Raw genomic sequence first — 14,778 nt, 5'->3', positions numbered from 1 at the left:
CGCAGTTTCGCAGCCATAGAACCGCCCCATGAGTTTCTGCCGCGTCCATCCACTGCCCTACCGGGCCGACCCCGCCGCCTTCTTCGCCCTGGTACGCCAGGCGCCGGGAGCGGTGCTGCTGGATGCGGGACGTCCGCAGGCCGAACGCGGGCGCTTCGACCTGCTTAGCGCCTGGCCGCAGGCAATCTACGCGCCGACAGAGCGCGAAACCGGGGAGAGTTTCTTTCGGCGCCTGCGCCAAGGCCTGAACGCTCTGGGCCGCGCCGAGGCACCTGGCGGTTACGAGCTGCCCTTCACCGGCGGCCTGATCGGCTACCTGGCCTACGACTTCGGCCGCCGCCTCGAGCAACTGCCCGAGCAGGCACTGGATGATCTGCAGCTGCCCGATGCGCGCTTCGGCCTGTATGGCTGGGCGCTGATCAGCGACCACCTGCGCCAGACCAGCCAGCTGGTGTTCCACCCCACGCTGGAGGCGGACGAGTGCGAGCGCCTGGTGCGCCTGTTCGAGGCGGGCAGCGCCGGGCAGTTCGAACCCTTCGCATTGCGTCAGACCTTCCAGGCTGACCAGAGCCAGGACGACTACCGCCGCGCCATCGAGCGCATCCAGGCCTATATCCAGGCCGGCGACTGCTACCAGGTCAACTTCGCCCAGCGCTTCCAGGCGCCCTGCCGGGGCGACGCCTGGGCCGCCTACCTGGCGCTGCGCGCCGCCTGCCCAACGCCCTTCGCCGGCTTCCAGGCCCTGGAGGGTGGCGACGCCATCCTCAGCCTGTCGCCGGAGCGTTTCCTTCAGGTCAGCCAGGGCCGCGTGGAGACCCGCCCGATCAAGGGCACCCGGCCCCGCGGCAGCGATGCGGCGCAGGACCAGGCCAATGCCGACGAGCTGCTGGCCAGCGCCAAGGACCGCGCCGAGAACCTGATGATCGTCGACCTGCTGCGCAACGACCTGGGCCGCAGCTGCCGCATCGGCTCGGTCAGGGTACCGGAGCTGTTCGCCCTGGAGAGTTACCCCAACGTCCACCACCTGGTCAGCGCGGTGACCGGCGAGCTGGCCGAGGGCCGCGATGCGCTGGACCTGATCGCCGGCAGCTTCCCCGGCGGCTCCATCACCGGCGCGCCGAAGATCCGCGCCATGCAGATCATCGACGAGCTGGAACCGACCCGCCGCGCGCTGTACTGCGGCTCCCTGCTGTACCTTGACGTGCGCGGCGAGCTGGACAGTTCCATCGCCATCCGCAGCCTGCTGGTCAAGGACGGCACGGTCAGCTGCTGGGGCGGCGGCGGCATAGTGGCGGACTCGCACTGGCAGGCGGAGTACCAGGAGTCCATCACCAAGGTGAGAGTGCTGCTGCAGACGCTGGAGGCTCTGTAAGAGCGAGCTCCAACGCAGGAACCCAAAAGCCCGCATTCGCGGGCCTTGTGCATTACGCCAATGCCTTACAGGCTCAGTTCGCGATTGGACGCCTTGAGGAACTCGCGCTTGAGGTCCTCGTAGCTATGCACCGCGGGGAACTGCGGGAACTCGCGGATCACGTTGTCCGGCGCGTGGAACAGGATGCCGGCATGGGCCTCGCTGAGCATGGTGGTGTCGTTGTACGAGTCGCCGGCGGCGATCACGCGGTAGTACAGGCTCTTGAAGGCGATCACCGACTGGCGCTTGGGGTCCTTCTGGCGCAGCTGGTAGTCCACCACGCGATCGGTTTCGTCGGTGATCAGCTTGTGGCACAGCAGGGTCGGGAAGCCCAACTGGCGCATCAGCGGCTGGGAGAACTCGTAGAAGGTGTCGGAGAGGATCACCACCTGGAAGCGCTCGCGCAGCCAGTCGACGAACTCCACCGCGCCGTCCAGCGGCTTGAGGGTGGCGATCACTTCCTGGATGTCCCTCAGCTTCAGGCCGTGCTCGTCGAGGATGCGCAGGCGCTGCTTCATCAGCACGTCGTAGTCGGGGATGTCGCGGGTGGTGGCCTTGAGCGCGTCGATACCGGTTTTTTCGGCGAAGGCGATCCAGATTTCCGGAACCAGTACACCTTCGAGGTCGAGGCAGGCGATTTCCACGGCAGACTCCTAACGGCTGAATAATGAAGAGCCGGAACTCTAACGACTCGCCCCCATGGGCGCAACGCGATACTTATACCCAAACCAGGCAGTCAGACTCTTAATTGGTTATTTATCCGCATATCGGCTTTCTTGTTACCATCCCCGCCACAGAGCGCTTGAGCGCCGCCCACCAGGAAAACAGCCGATGAGTGAGAACTTCAACGTTGCCGAATTGGCAGCGGCCTATGCCAACAAGTCCCCGCAGGACATCCTCAAGCTGGCCTTCCAGCACTTCGGTGACGATCTGTGGATTTCCTTCAGCGGCGCCGAAGACGTCGTGCTGCTGGACATGGCCTGGAAGCTCAACAAGCAGGTCAAGGTCTTCACCCTCGACACCGGCCGCCTGCACCCCGAGACCTATCGCTTCATCGAGCAGGTGCGCGAGCACTACGGCATCGCCATCGAAGTGCTCAGCCCGGATGCCACCGCGCTGGAAGCCATGGTCAGGGAAAAGGGCCTGTTCAGCTTCTACAAGGATGGCCACGGCGAGTGCTGCGGCATCCGCAAGATCGCTCCGCTGAAACGCAAGCTGTCGACCGTCAGGGCCTGGGCCACCGGCCAGCGCCGCGACCAGAGCCCGGGCACGCGCAGCCAGGTGGCCGTGCTGGAGCTGGACGGCGCCTTCTCCGGCGAGGGCAAGCCGCTGTACAAGTTCAACCCGCTGGCGCAGATGAGCAGCGAGGAAGTCTGGGCCTATATCCGCATGCTCGAGCTGCCCTACAACAGCCTGCACGAGCGCGGCTTCATCAGCATCGGCTGCGAGCCCTGCACCCGCCCCGTGCTACCCAACCAGCACGAGCGCGAGGGCCGCTGGTGGTGGGAAGAAGCGACGCAGAAGGAGTGCGGCCTGCACGCCGGCAACCTGATCGCCCGCGCCTGAGGCCATACGAAAAAGCGGCGCCGAAGCGCCGCTTTTGCTTTTCCTGGCCGCCGCGTCAGTGCGCGTGCTCGGCCTGCCGCGTGCGCGGCCGCGAGACGTGCCCGCCCTCCTCGTCCGCCGCCACGATCGGTACCTCCTTGCCCTCGCAATCGAACAGCTTGCCGTCGCGGAAGTAGTCGCCATCGTTGAGCGCGGCGATGTCCTGGTAACGCAGGGTGCGCTCGCTGGCGGCGACGAACACCGACTGCTGGTCGGAGTTGCCGGCGCGCAGATGGTTGAACAGCAGGTTGAGCAGGATCGCCATGATCGCCGCCGAGCTGATGCCGGAGTGGAAGATGGTCTCGAACCAGCTCGGGAAGTGGTGATAGAAGCTCGGCGCGGCAATCGGGATCATGCCGAAGCCGATCGAGGTGGCGACGATGATCAGGTTCATGTTGTTGCGGTAGTCCACCTGGGCCAGGGTGCGGATGCCGCTGGCCGCGACGGTGCCGAACAGCACCAGGCCGGCGCCGCCGAGCACGGCGGTGGGCACCGCGGCGATCAGCCGACCCATCACCGGCAGCAGGCCCAGGGTCACCAGGATCAGGCCGGCGCTGGCCACCACGTAGCGGCTCTTCACCCCGGTCACGGCGACCAGGCCGACGTTCTGCGCGAAGGCGCTCTGGGTGAAGGAGCCGAACAGCGGCGCCAGGCTGCTGGACAGCATGTCCGCGCGCAGGCCGTTGCCCAGGCGCCGCGAATCGACTCTGGTGTCGATGATCTCACCGACGGCGAGAATATCCGCCGAGGTCTCCACCAGGGTGACGATGATCACGATCAGCATCGACAGGATGGCGGCGACCTGGAACTCCGGCGGACCGAAGTGCAACGGTTGCGGCAGCGCCACCAGCGGGCCTTCGAGCACCTGAGAGAAGTCGGCCATGCCGAAAGCCGTGGCGGCCAGGGTGCCGATGATCATGGCCAGCAGGATCGACAGGCGCGAGATGCTGGCGCTGCCCAGCTTGCTCAGCAGCAACACGGTGGCCAGGGTGAAGGCGGCCAGGCCGATGGTGGCCGTGCTGCCGAAGTCCGGCGACTCACTGTTGCCGCCCATGGCCCAGCGCGCGGCGACCGGCATCAGGGTCAGGCCGATGGTGGTGATGACGATCCCGGTCACCAAGGGTGGGAAGAACTTGGTGATGCGCGAGAATATCGGGGTGATCAGCAAGCCGATCAGCGAGGCGGCGATCACCGCGCCGAACACCGCGGGCAGGCCGCCGGCGCCATCGCTGCCGATGATGGCGATCATGGTCGCCACACCGGCGAAGGACACGCCCTGCACCAGCGGCAGCTGACAGCCGAAGAACGGGATGCCGAGGGTCTGCAGCAGGGTGGCGAGGCCGCCGGCAAACAACGAGGCGGCGATCAGCAGGCCAATGTCGGCGGGGGCGAGACCGGCGGCCTGGCCGACGATCAAGGGTACGGCGACGATGCCGCCATACATGGTCAATACATGCTGGAGCCCGTAAGCCAGGTTGGCTCCAACGCCTAGGTTTTCGTCCTCGGGACGAGATGAAGCGGAAGAAGTCATATTCAGTTGCTCGCGTTTGTTGTTCTGGCGCGTCTCGCGACACGTTCTGGCGCACAATCAAATACTTTATGTACACAGTTTCGGCGCAGCCCGGAGGCTCTTCCGGCTACCGGGCCGCGCTCGATACCGCTTTGCGAGCGGCCTTAGAAGACCACTTTGACTATCCAACTGAAGGTGTTCTGGTCGGTGCCGCCGAGGATCTGGTCACCCAGGAAGCTGTCGTCGTCGATGCCGTACTTGTCCTTCCAGTAGTCGTACTCGATACCCACGTACAGCTGCTTCTCGCCCCAGCCCATGGCCTTGCCCAGGTCGTACTTGATCTGCGGGTTGAAGTGCAGGTTGGCGTGGTAGGTGCCGCGGCTGTTCTCGTCGTTGTCCACGACCCAGTCCATGAAGCCGTCGATCACCACATTGGAGTCGCCGACCGGGATGGTGTAGCTCCAGGCCGGGGTGATCTGCCAGACGTTGTCGCCCGGGCGGCTGCCATCGGTGGTGCGGTTGTAGAAGTTGAGCTGGAAGAAGTCGAAGCCGGGGATGGCCAGGTCGAAGCCCGGGCCGATCAGGTAGGACTCGACGTCGCCCTCGCCGAACTCGTAGGTCATGGCCAGCAGCACGTCGGTCACCGGGCCGAACTGGATCTTCTGGTCGAAGATCTTGCCCAGCGACAGGCGCGGCTGGAACTCGCCGTAGTAGGTGTTGTTGCCGACCAGGGCATCCTCTTCGCCGTTGTAGAAGATCTTGTCGAGGAAGAAGAAGTTGTCGCCGTACTTCCAGCCATCGGCGTGCTCGAAGGTCAGGGTCTGCTGGACGTTCGGGTTGATCGTGTAGCTCTGGCCATAGAGGTAGGTCAGGCTGTTGCTCTGCCAGTGCAGCAGATCACCGGCCGTCGCCGGGGCGGCGGCCAGGCTGGTGGCGGCGATAGCCAGGGAGTGAGGCAGATAGCGCAGTTGCATGGGGATTTCCTTGTAGTTTTTTGCGGTTGCAGTTTGCCCGTCCACGATCCGCCCTCCACGGCGAGCGGCTTGCAGACAGGTGAATTGAAATGGGTGAGGCTCAGCCGGCCAGGCGCCGCCCGGGCGACGCGGCGTTTACGCCAGATGCGGGCGAGGCGGCGAACGACAGTGGGGCCGAACCCGGCTTGATACCCAAGCCATGGGGGAGATCGGAGCGCGCTCCGCTGGAGATGGATGAACTCATGGGTAAAGCCTGCCTGTTGTTGTTCTCGGTCGTGGGCTTACTTGGGTGCTCACGGACACCCATGCGTTACGTCATCGGCAAAAGCCTGAGCTTTCGCTCAGGTTTTTCGCGTTATACACCCTGTGGACATATAGAACAATATTTCGATACATAGCTGTATACATTTATTCAAACAGCCGTTCGCTCGTCAGGGCTTGTGCTTCTCCTTCTGCCGCTTGAGGAAGTCGACCTTCCATTGCTCCATGCCGAGGTATTCGGAATTCAGGTTGGCCTCCACGCCATAGCGCTCCTTGAGGGCCGCTATGGCGCCGGCATGGGCACTCAGGAACTGGTCGAAGCGCTGCAGCAACTGCGGCTGGCGCACGCTGGAGAGATGGAAGCTGCCGCGGCTGTGCGGCAACGCGGGATCGAACACCAGCGCACCGGGCCGAGCGCGGATGTTGTCCAGGTAGTAGGTCGCCACCACCACGTTGTAGTAGGCGCCGTCCGCCTCGTCGCGCATGGCCAGGCGCAGCATCTGCCGGAGGTCGCCACTGCGTATCAACTGGGTCTGGCCGGCGGCGATGCGCACCTGATAGCCACCGGGCGTCCAGCCGTCGACCAGGGCCAGCCGCTGCAAGCGCTCCACCCCCTTGCCCAGGCGCGACGGTTCCACCAGCACGCCATCCACATAGTCGACCAGCGCCTGGCTGTAGACGATGCCCTTCCCCTGCTTGACGTCCTGCCCCCAGTGCGGGCTGTCGGGGTACTTGAAATCGACGCCGCCATTGAGCAGATGGCGCGTCAACTGGCTGATCGGCATGGCCTGGTAGCGCAGCTCGATACCGGCCTCGCGGGCGAACAGGTCCAGCACCTCGCGGGCGAAGCCGCGGTACTCGCCCTTCTCGTCCTGCCAGTAGTGCGGTTGAAAGGACTGCTCTTCGACGCCGACCACATAGGTCTGCGCCAGGGCGCAGTTGGTATACAGGAGGCCGGCGCTCAGCCAGCCAATGATCCGCAGTTTCATGACCTTCTCCTGACTCACGTTTCGATTGGACGCACGCGAACCCCGCAGGCAGGGCCTATGCGCAGGCGTTATTCGCCGCCGACCAGTCGGCGGGCCAGACGGTTATGCCGCTCCAGTACGCGCGGCAGATCGACTGTGGTGATGCGCCCGCCACTGACCACCACGCGCCCGTTGATCACGCTGGTGTCGACCTGGGTCGGGGTGCAGAACACCAGGGCCGCCAGCGGATCGTGATGGGCCCCGGCGTAGGCCACGTGGGACAGGTCGAACGCCACGAAATCCGCGGCCATACCGGGCGCCAGGGCGCCGATGTCATCGCGGTTGAGCACCTTGGCCCCGCCCAGGGTGGCGATCTCCAGCGCCTCACGGGCAGTCATGGCATCGGGGCCGAAGCCGACCCGCTGCAGCAGCAGGGCCTGGCGCACCTCGCCGATCATGCTGGCGCCGTCGTTGGAGGCCGAGCCGTCGACGCCCAGACCGACCGGCACGCCGTGGTCGCGCATCTTGCGGATCGGCGCGATGCCCGAAGCCAGGCGCATGTTCGAGCACGGGCAGTGGGCGACGCCGGTGCCGGTGCGGGCGAACAGCTCGATGCCGTGCTGGTCCAGCTGCACGCAGTGGGCATGCCACACGTCGTGGCCGACCCAGCCCAGGTCCTCGGCGTACTCGGCCGGAGTCATGCCGAATTTCTCGCGGCTGTAGGCGATGTCGTTGACGTTCTCCGCCAGGTGGGTGTGCAGCGACACGCCGTATTGGCGCGCCAGCACCGCCGCCTCGCGCATCAGGTCGCGGCTCACCGAGAAGGGCGAACAGGGCGCCACCACCACGCGCAGCATCGAGCCGTGCGAGGCATCGTGGTAGTCCTCGATCAGGCGCTGCGACTCCTTGAGGATGTCGGCCTCCTTCTCCACCACCGAGTCCGGCGGCAGGCCGCCCTGGCTGCGGCCGACGCTCATGCTGCCGCGCGCGGCGTGGAAGCGCATGCCGATTTCCTGGGCGGCGTGGATGCTGTCGTCCAGCTTGCAGCCGTTGGGGTAGATGTACAGGTGATCGCTGGAGGTGGTGCAGCCGGAGAGGATCAGCTCGGCCATCGCGGTCTGGGTGGAGACCTCGATCATCTCCGGAGTCAGGCGCGCCCAGATCGGGTAGAGATTGGTCAGCCAGTTGAACAGCTCGCCGTCCTGCGCCGCCGGGACCACGCGGGTGAGGCTCTGGTACATATGGTGGTGGGTGTTTACCAGGCCGGGAATGACCACCCTGCCGGTCATGTCCAGCACCACATCGGCGGTCTGCGGCAGCTCGTCGGTGGGGCCGACCTGCCTGATCAGGTTGTCCTCGACGAACAGGCCGCCGCGCTTGATCTCGCGACGCTCGCCATCCATGGTCACCAGCAGTTCGGCGTTCTTTACCAGCAATGTCTTGGGCATCTGTGTTCCTCACCCTGCTCGGGTCTTGTTTTTGTTGTCGGGAAACTGGAGGCGAAGTGTCCCAGGCCCTGGCGCAGGCTCCGCAGAGACGGGGCATAGCGCAGGACGAGCCCGGGGGCGCGCTCAGCCTCCGGTCATGCTCATGAAACGGACCACCTGGACCTGCTGGTCCGCCTCGAAATGATGGCGCTCGGGCTTCAGGCGCAGGGCATCGATCAGCGCCGCCCTGAGCCGCTCGCCATCGCCGGGATGGCGGCGCAGCAGTGCCCTTAGATCGAGCGCACCCTCGTGGCCGAGGCACAGCACCAGCTTGCCCTCGGCGGTGACCCGCACGCGGTTGCAGTCGCCGCAGAAGTTGCGGCTGTGCGGCGAGATGAAGCCGACCTGGGTAGCGCTACCCAGCACCTGCCAGTAGCGCGAAGGGCCGCCGCTGCGGTGGCTGCTGGGCAGCAACTCGAAGCGGCGCTCGATGCGTTCGCGCACCTCGTCCGAGGTGCACAGGGTGACCTTGCGCTCGTGGCTGGAGATGCTGCCGAGCGGCATCTCCTCGATGAAGCTGATGTCCAGCCCGCGCTCGACGGCGAAGGCCACCAGGTCCTCGACCTCGTCGTCGTTGCGCCCCTTCTGCACCACGGTGTTGAGCTTGATGCGGCGGAAGCCGGTGGCGCGGGCCGCTTCGACGCCTTGCAGCACCTGGTCCAGGCTGTCGCGGCGGGTGAAGGCGGCGAAGCGCTCGCGGCGCAGGGAGTCCAGGCTGATATTGAGGCGGTCGACGCCGGCGTCGCGCAGGGCCGGTGCCAACTGCGCCAGCTGCGAACCGTTGGTGGTGATCGCCAGGTCCTCCAGCTCGGCACGCGCGCCCAGGCGAGCCAGCAGGGAGAGCAGATTCTTGCGCACCAGGGGCTCGCCCCCGGTGATGCGGATGCGCTTCACCCCCAGGCCGATAAAGGCATCGGCCACGGCGTAGAGTTCTTCCAGGGTGAGGATCTGCGCGCGCGGAGCGAAGACCATGTCTTCGCTCATGCAGTAGGTGCAGCGAAAGTCGCAGCGATCGGTGACCGACAGCCGCAGATAGGTTATGCGACGCCCGAAGGGATCGAGCAACTGGTGATCGAGCATGGCTTGAGCCTGCCGCAACACGCGCCGGCCTGGGCGCCGACGTCATGGACGGACGGAACAATGTAAACAGAAGTAAATAATTTTGTATACATCACTTTCGACCAGCTGCTTGCTTGAGGCTCTCGCGAGGCCGGTGCTACCATGCCAGCCCTCGTCCGCCGGCCCTCCTGGTGCCGGCACGAGCCCAACAAGGAGACGACGTGAGCAGCATTCGCGCGCGCAACAGAGCGCTCATTCTGCAGGCCGCGAGCCAGGAATTCGCCGACAAGGGCTTCGCCGCCACCAAGACCAGCGACATCGCCGACAAGGCCGGCCTGCCCAAGCCCAACGTCTACTACTACTTCAAGTCCAAGGAAAACCTCTATCGCGAGGTGCTCGAGAGCGTGATCGAGCGCCTGCTGCAGGCCTCCGCCCCCTTCGACGAGAACGGCCATCCGGAACAGGTGCTGCGCGACTACATTCGCACCAAGATCGCCATCTCCCGCGACCTGCCCTACGCCTCCAAGGTGTTCGCCAGCGAGATCATGCACGGCGCGCCGCACCTCTCGGCCGAGCGCACCGAGCAGCTCAACGCCCAGGCGCGCTACATCATCGACTGCATCGAGCGCTGGATCGAACGCGGCCTGATGGCGCGCATCGATGCCAGCCACCTGCTGTTCAGCATCTGGGCGGCGACCCAGACCTATGCCGACTTCGACTGGCAGATATCCGTGGTCACCGGCAAGACCAGCCTGAGCGAGGCCGACTACGAGGCGGCGGCGGAGACCATCATCCGCCTGGTGCTCAAGGGCTGCGAAGTGCAGCCCGCGGGCGCCTGAGCTCGCATAAGCCCCTCACCCCAGCCCTCTCCCGGCGGGAGAGGGAGTCGACTCGGTGTGTGGGTGAGCGCTTCAGCTGAGATCAACTCCGCCCCAATCCCCCCTCTCCCTTCGGGAGAGGGCTGGGGTGAGGGTCTAGCAGGCGACTCGGCCTTTCACACCCCCGGATCGGCCTGCAGCTGCATGGCCTCCAGCGCGCTCACTGCGCAGCGCTCGTCGACATCCGAGGCATCGCCACTGATGCCGACCGCGCCAATCACCTCGCCCGCCTGATTGCGGATCAGCACGCCACCCGGCGCCGGCACCAGGTTGCCGCCGGCCAGGTTGTTGGCCGCGCCGATGAAGGCCGGGCGCTGCTGCGCATCCGCCGCGATCAGGCGCGAGCCCTTGCCCAGGGCGATGGCACCCCAGGCCTTGCCGATGGCGATCTGCGGCCGAAGCATGCTGGCGCCGTCCTCGCGCTGCAGGCTGATCAGATGGCCGCCGGCATCCAGCACCGCGACGGTCAGCGGCGCGCAGCGCAGCTCGCGGGCGATGGTGAAGGCATGGCTGGAAATGCCCAGCGCGGTTTGCAGATTGAGTACGGGCATGATGTTAACTCCTCGCAGAGGGCCGCAGCGGTGAATTCCGCGAACAGCCATTACACACAATGAACTCTGCATTCTGTATACAGTTTCTCCTCTTCTTTTTCCATAGCGCCCTCCGAAATCATTTGAAACGCCCGTTTCAAAACAACCCATCCTCTGTGCAGGCAGCGCTTGACCCCCGGCGAAAGCCGTGAATAGAATCCGTCACGAATGTTTTGTATACACTTTCATTGGTGAAGAGGAACAATTAATGGCCAGAATGAGAGCAATCGAAGCCGCCGTACTGGTGATGCGTCGCGAAGGCGTCGACACTGCCTTCGGCATCCCTGGCGCCGCCATCAACCCGTTCTACGCGGCGCTGAAGAAAGTCGGCGGCATCGACCACGTCCTGGCCCGTCACGTTGAAGGCGCCTCGCACATGGCCGAGGGCTACACCCGCACCAACGCCGGCAACATAGGCGTGTGCATCGGCACCTCCGGCCCGGCCGGCACCGACATGGTCACCGGCCTGTACTCGGCCTCTGCCGACTCCATCCCGATCCTCTGCATCACCGGCCAGGCTCCGCGTGCACGCCTGCACAAGGAAGACTTCCAGGCCGTGGACATCACCAGCATCGTCAAGCCGGTGACCAAGTGGGCCACCACCGTACTGGAGCCGGGCCAGGTGCCCTACGCCTTCCAGAAGGCCTTCTATGAAATGCGCAGCGGCCGCCCCGGCCCGGTGCTGATCGATCTGCCGTTCGACGTGCAGATGGCCGAGATCGAATTCGACATCGACGCCTACGAGCCGCTGCCGCTGGTCAAGCCCAGCGCCACCCGTGCCCAGGCCGAGAAGGCGCTGGCCATGCTCAATGCCGCCGAGCGTCCGCTGATCGTCGCTGGTGGCGGCATCATCAACGCCGACGCCTCGGACAAGCTGGTCGAGTTCGCCGAGCTGACCGGCGTGCCGGTGATCCCGACCCTGATGGGCTGGGGCACCATTCCCGACGACCACCGCCTGATGGCCGGCATGTGCGGCCTGCAGACCTCGCACCGCTACGGCAACGCCACCCTGCTCGAGTCCGACCTGGTGTTCGGCATCGGCAACCGCTGGGCCAACCGCCACACCGGCTCGGTCGAGGTCTACACCCAGGGTCGCAAGTTCATTCACGTGGACATCGAGCCGACCCAGATCGGTCGCGTGTTCAACCCGGATCTGGGCATCGTCTCCGACGCCGGCGCCGCGCTGGACGCCTTCATCACCGTTGCCCGCGAGTGGCAAGCCGCCGGCAAGCTGAAGGACCGCAGCGCCTGGGTCGAATCCTGCCGCGAGCGCAAGCGCACCCTGCAGCGCAAGACCCACTTCGACAACGTGCCGGTCAAGCCGCAGCGCGTGTACGAGGAGATGAACGAGGCGTTCGACAAGGACACCTGCTACGTCAGCACCATCGGTCTGTCGCAGATCGCCGGCGCGCAGTTCCTGCACGTCTACAAGCCGCGCCACTGGATCAACTGCGGCCAGGCCGGCCCGCTGGGCTGGACCGTTCCGGCGGCCCTCGGCGTGGTCAAGGCCGATCCGTCGCGCAAAGTGGTGGCGCTGTCCGGTGACTACGACTTCCAGTTCATGATCGAGGAACTGGCCGTCGGCGCGCAGTTCAACCTGCCGTACATCCACGTGCTGGTGAACAACTCCTACCTGGGCCTGATTCGCCAGGCGCAGCGCGGCTTCGACATGGACTACTGCGTGCAGCTGGCCTTCGAGAACATCAACGCGCCGGAGATCAACGGTTACGGTGTCGACCACGTCGCCGTGGTCGAGGGCCTGGGCTGCAAGGCGATCCGCGTGTTCGACCCGAACGAGCTGCAGAACGCCTTCGCCGAAGCCAAGCGCCTGATGGCCGAGCACCGCGTGCCGGTGGTGGTCGAGGTGATCCTCGAGCGCGTCACCAACATCTCGATGGGCACCGAGATCAACGCGGTCAACGAGTTCGAGGAACTGGCCCAGCGCGGCATCGACGCGCCGACCGCCATCTCGCTGCTGGACTGAGACTCCCCTCTCCCGCCGGGAGAGGGGCCGGGGGGTGAGGGACTGCCCGCAGAACACTCACCCCAACCCTCTCCCATTGGGAGAGGGCGCTAACCAAGGAGCCAAGACATGCCCCGTTTTGCCGCCAACCTGTCCATGCTGTTCACCGAAGTGGACTTCCTGGACCGTTTCTCCGCCGCCGCCGAAGCCGGCTTCAGCGGCGTGGAATACCTGTTCCCCTACGATTACCCGGCCGAGCAGATCAAGGCGCTGCTCGACACCAACCGCCTGGAGCAGGTGCTGTTCAACCTTCCTGCGGGCGATTGGTCGAAAGGCGAGCGCGGTATCGCCTGCCACCCGGACCGCGTCGAGGAATTCCGCGCCGGCGTGGACAAGGCCATCGCCTACGCCCAGGTGCTGGGCAACAAGCAGGTCAACTGCCTGGCCGGCATCCGCCCGCAGGGCTATGACTGCGCCACCGTCCGCCAGACCTTCGTCGACAACCTCAAGTATGCCGCCGAGAAGCTGCAGGCCGCCGGTATCCGCCTGGTCATGGAAATGATCAACACCCGCGACATCCCCGGCTTCTACCTGAACACCACCGCTCAGGCCCTGGAGATTCGCGAGGCCGTGGGCAGCACCAATCTGCAACTGCAGTACGACATCTACCACATGCAGATCATGGAAGGTGACCTGGCGCGCAGCCTGGAGAACAACCTGGCCGCCATCGACCACGTGCAGCTGGCCGACAACCCGGGCCGCAACGAGCCGGGTACCGGTGAGATCAACTACCGCTTCCTGTTCGAGCACCTGGAGCGCATCGGCTACCGGGGCTGGATCGGCTGCGAGTACAAGCCCAAGACCACCACTGCCGCCGGCCTCGGCTGGCTGAAGACCCATAACGCGATCTGAACCTCCCCTCTCCCACTTGTGGGAGAGGGGCCGGGGGAGAGGGATACGCGCAACACCCTCTCCCCAACCCTCTCCCGTGAACGGGAGAGGGGGCAGTCGGCGCAGTGCCGCCGGCCAACCCCATAAAAACGTTCCAGGAGACTCCACTCATGGCAAAAATCGGATTCATCGGCACCGGCATCATGGGCAAACCCATGGCGCAGAACCTGCAGAACGCCGGCCACACCCTGTTCTTCTCCGAGCACTTCGAGAAGGCCCCGGCCGACCTGGTCGGCAGCAACGGCATCGCCCTGGCCAACCCGCGTGAAGTGGCCCAGGAAGCCGAGTTCATCATCGTCATGGTGCCGGACACCCCGCAGGTCGAAGACGTGCTGTTCCGTGCCGACGGCGTGGCCGCAGGCGTCGGCGCCGGCAAGGTGGTGATCGACATGAGCTCGATCTCGCCGACCGCCACCAAGCAGTTCGCCGAGAAGATCAAGGCCACCGGCGCCGCCTACCTGGACGCCCCGGTGTCCGGCGGCGAAGTCGGCGCTAAGGCCGCCACCCTGTCGATCATGGTCGGCGGCTGCCCGAATGCCTTCGAGCGCGCTCTGCCGCTGTTCCAGGCCATGGGCAAGAACATCACCCGCGTCGGCGGCAACGGCGACGGCCAGACCGCCAAGGTGGCCAACCAGATCATCGTCGCCCTGAACATCCAGGCGGTGGCCGAGGCCCTGCTGTTCGCCGCCAAGAACGGCGCCGATCCGGCCAAGGTGCGCGAGGCCCTGATGGGTGGCTTCGCCGGCTCGAAGATCCTCGAAGTGCACGGCGAGCGCATGATCAAGGGCACCTTCGATCCGGGCTTCCGCATCAGCCTGCACCAGAAGGACCTCAACCTGGCCCTGTCCGGCGCCCGCGAGCTGGGCCTAAACCTGCCCAACACCGCCAACGCCCAGCAGGTGTTCAGCACCTGTGCGGCCCTCGGCGGCGCAGGCTGGGACCACTCCGCGCTGATCAAAGGCCTGGAACATATGGCTAACTTCAATATTCGCGGTGAGTAAGAACACCCCCTCGCCCCCTGGGCGAGGGACGGGGTGAGGCTTCACCCCAACCCCTATCGACCTTCCTGGCTTGCGGAGTCACGGCCCAAGGGCCAGGTTGGTCGATTCCACTGCACAGCC

General features: G+C 65.5%; 13 protein-coding genes. 6 read left to right on the top strand and 7 right to left on the bottom strand.

Annotation, left to right across the window (positions count from 1 at the left end; all coding sequences use genetic code 11):
* Positions 1 to 28: 28 nt before the first annotated feature.
* Positions 29 to 1,372, top strand: coding sequence for an aminodeoxychorismate synthase component I (gene pabB / locus AAFN46_RS15195; RefSeq protein WP_347809528.1), 1,344 nt, complete (start codon positions 29 to 31; stop codon positions 1,370 to 1,372).
* Between the two features lie 65 nt (positions 1,373 to 1,437).
* Here the strand turns inward: pabB and thrH are convergent, their stop codons facing one another.
* Positions 1,438 to 2,055, bottom strand: coding sequence for a bifunctional phosphoserine phosphatase/homoserine phosphotransferase ThrH (thrH, locus tag AAFN46_RS15190; RefSeq protein WP_347809527.1), 618 nt, complete (start codon positions 2,053 to 2,055; stop codon positions 1,438 to 1,440).
* 187 nt (positions 2,056 to 2,242) lie between these two features.
* On the opposite strand from thrH, the gene AAFN46_RS15185 reads away from it, so the two are divergent.
* Positions 2,243 to 2,977 carry a phosphoadenylyl-sulfate reductase gene (locus AAFN46_RS15185; protein WP_347809526.1) on the top strand — a complete coding sequence of 245 codons (735 nt, stop codon included), beginning with the start codon at positions 2,243 to 2,245 and terminating at the stop codon, positions 2,975 to 2,977.
* Positions 2,978 to 3,032: 55 nt separating this feature from the next.
* Here the strand turns inward: AAFN46_RS15185 and AAFN46_RS15180 are convergent, their stop codons facing one another.
* The 5 genes from AAFN46_RS15180 to moaA all read right to left on the bottom strand — a co-directional run bounded on the left by AAFN46_RS15180 (position 3,033) and on the right by moaA (position 9,296).
* Complete coding sequence (locus AAFN46_RS15180) at positions 3,033 to 4,547, bottom strand: nucleobase:cation symporter-2 family protein (protein ID WP_347809525.1); 1,515 nt, start codon at positions 4,545 to 4,547, stop codon at positions 3,033 to 3,035.
* A 143-nt stretch (positions 4,548 to 4,690) separates the two neighbouring features.
* On the bottom strand, positions 4,691 to 5,500 hold the full coding sequence (locus AAFN46_RS15175; protein WP_347809524.1) for an outer membrane protein OmpK: 810 nt from the start codon (positions 5,498 to 5,500) through the stop codon (positions 4,691 to 4,693).
* A 431-nt stretch (positions 5,501 to 5,931) separates the two neighbouring features.
* The gene (locus AAFN46_RS15170; RefSeq protein WP_347809523.1) at positions 5,932 to 6,750 is read right to left on the bottom strand and encodes a transporter substrate-binding domain-containing protein; all 819 of its coding nucleotides are present in this window, start codon (positions 6,748 to 6,750) and stop codon (positions 5,932 to 5,934) included.
* Positions 6,751 to 6,818: 68 nt separating this feature from the next.
* Positions 6,819 to 8,177, bottom strand: a complete 1,359-nt coding sequence (locus AAFN46_RS15165; protein ID WP_347809522.1) for an 8-oxoguanine deaminase — start codon at positions 8,175 to 8,177, stop codon at positions 6,819 to 6,821.
* Positions 8,178 to 8,300: 123 nt separating this feature from the next.
* Complete coding sequence (gene moaA, locus AAFN46_RS15160) at positions 8,301 to 9,296, bottom strand: GTP 3',8-cyclase MoaA (RefSeq protein WP_347809521.1); 996 nt, start codon at positions 9,294 to 9,296, stop codon at positions 8,301 to 8,303.
* 200 nt (positions 9,297 to 9,496) lie between these two features.
* Here moaA and AAFN46_RS15155 point away from each other — a divergent pair, with 200 nt between their 5' ends.
* Entirely contained in the window at positions 9,497 to 10,114 is a 618-nt protein-coding gene (locus AAFN46_RS15155) for a TetR/AcrR family transcriptional regulator (RefSeq protein ID WP_347809520.1), read from the top strand.
* Positions 10,115 to 10,269: 155 nt separating this feature from the next.
* On the opposite strand, the gene AAFN46_RS15150 is transcribed toward AAFN46_RS15155, so the two are convergent.
* On the bottom strand, positions 10,270 to 10,704 hold the full coding sequence (locus tag AAFN46_RS15150) for a heme-binding protein (protein ID WP_347809519.1): 435 nt from the start codon (positions 10,702 to 10,704) through the stop codon (positions 10,270 to 10,272).
* A 247-nt stretch (positions 10,705 to 10,951) separates the two neighbouring features.
* On the opposite strand from AAFN46_RS15150, the gene gcl reads away from it, so the two are divergent.
* The 3 genes from gcl to AAFN46_RS15135 all read left to right on the top strand — a co-directional run bounded on the left by gcl (position 10,952) and on the right by AAFN46_RS15135 (position 14,658).
* On the top strand, positions 10,952 to 12,727 hold the full coding sequence (gene gcl, locus AAFN46_RS15145; protein ID WP_347809518.1) for a glyoxylate carboligase: 1,776 nt from the start codon (positions 10,952 to 10,954) through the stop codon (positions 12,725 to 12,727).
* Positions 12,728 to 12,835: 108 nt separating this feature from the next.
* A complete protein-coding gene (gene hyi / locus AAFN46_RS15140) occupies positions 12,836 to 13,618 on the top strand; it encodes a hydroxypyruvate isomerase (RefSeq protein WP_347809517.1) in 783 nt (260 codons plus the stop codon).
* 149 nt (positions 13,619 to 13,767) lie between these two features.
* On the top strand, positions 13,768 to 14,658 hold the full coding sequence (locus AAFN46_RS15135) for a 2-hydroxy-3-oxopropionate reductase (protein ID WP_347809516.1): 891 nt from the start codon (positions 13,768 to 13,770) through the stop codon (positions 14,656 to 14,658).
* The last annotated feature ends 120 nt before the right edge of the window (positions 14,659 to 14,778 follow it).

Origin of the sequence: Pseudomonas sp. CAU 1711 (assembly GCF_039888625.1) — a bacterium.
Lineage (GTDB): Bacteria > Pseudomonadota > Gammaproteobacteria > Pseudomonadales > Pseudomonadaceae > Aquipseudomonas.
The sequence above is the reverse complement of the archived record's forward strand: the minus strand, read 5'-3'. Positions and strand labels throughout refer to the sequence as shown.

Excerpts from the sequence above, each read along its gene's own strand:
- AAFN46_RS15175 (WP_347809524.1), bottom strand. The coding sequence starts at position 5,500 with ATGCAACTGCGCTATCTGCCTCACTCCCTGGCTATCGCCGCCACCAGC.
- AAFN46_RS15180 (WP_347809525.1), bottom strand. The coding sequence starts at position 4,547 with ATGACTTCTTCCGCTTCATCTCGTCCCGAGGACGAAAACCTAGGCGTT.
- moaA (WP_347809521.1), bottom strand. The coding sequence starts at position 9,296 with ATGCTCGATCACCAGTTGCTCGATCCCTTCGGGCGTCGCATAACCTAT.
- AAFN46_RS15165 (WP_347809522.1), bottom strand. The coding sequence starts at position 8,177 with ATGCCCAAGACATTGCTGGTAAAGAACGCCGAACTGCTGGTGACCATG.
- pabB (WP_347809528.1), top strand. The coding sequence starts at position 29 with ATGAGTTTCTGCCGCGTCCATCCACTGCCCTACCGGGCCGACCCCGCC.
- AAFN46_RS15170 (WP_347809523.1), bottom strand. The coding sequence starts at position 6,750 with ATGAAACTGCGGATCATTGGCTGGCTGAGCGCCGGCCTCCTGTATACC.
- AAFN46_RS15135 (WP_347809516.1), top strand. The coding sequence starts at position 13,768 with ATGGCAAAAATCGGATTCATCGGCACCGGCATCATGGGCAAACCCATG.
- hyi (WP_347809517.1), top strand. The coding sequence starts at position 12,836 with ATGCCCCGTTTTGCCGCCAACCTGTCCATGCTGTTCACCGAAGTGGAC.
- AAFN46_RS15185 (WP_347809526.1), top strand. The coding sequence starts at position 2,243 with ATGAGTGAGAACTTCAACGTTGCCGAATTGGCAGCGGCCTATGCCAAC.
- AAFN46_RS15150 (WP_347809519.1), bottom strand. The coding sequence starts at position 10,704 with ATGCCCGTACTCAATCTGCAAACCGCGCTGGGCATTTCCAGCCATGCC.
- gcl (WP_347809518.1), top strand. The coding sequence starts at position 10,952 with ATGGCCAGAATGAGAGCAATCGAAGCCGCCGTACTGGTGATGCGTCGC.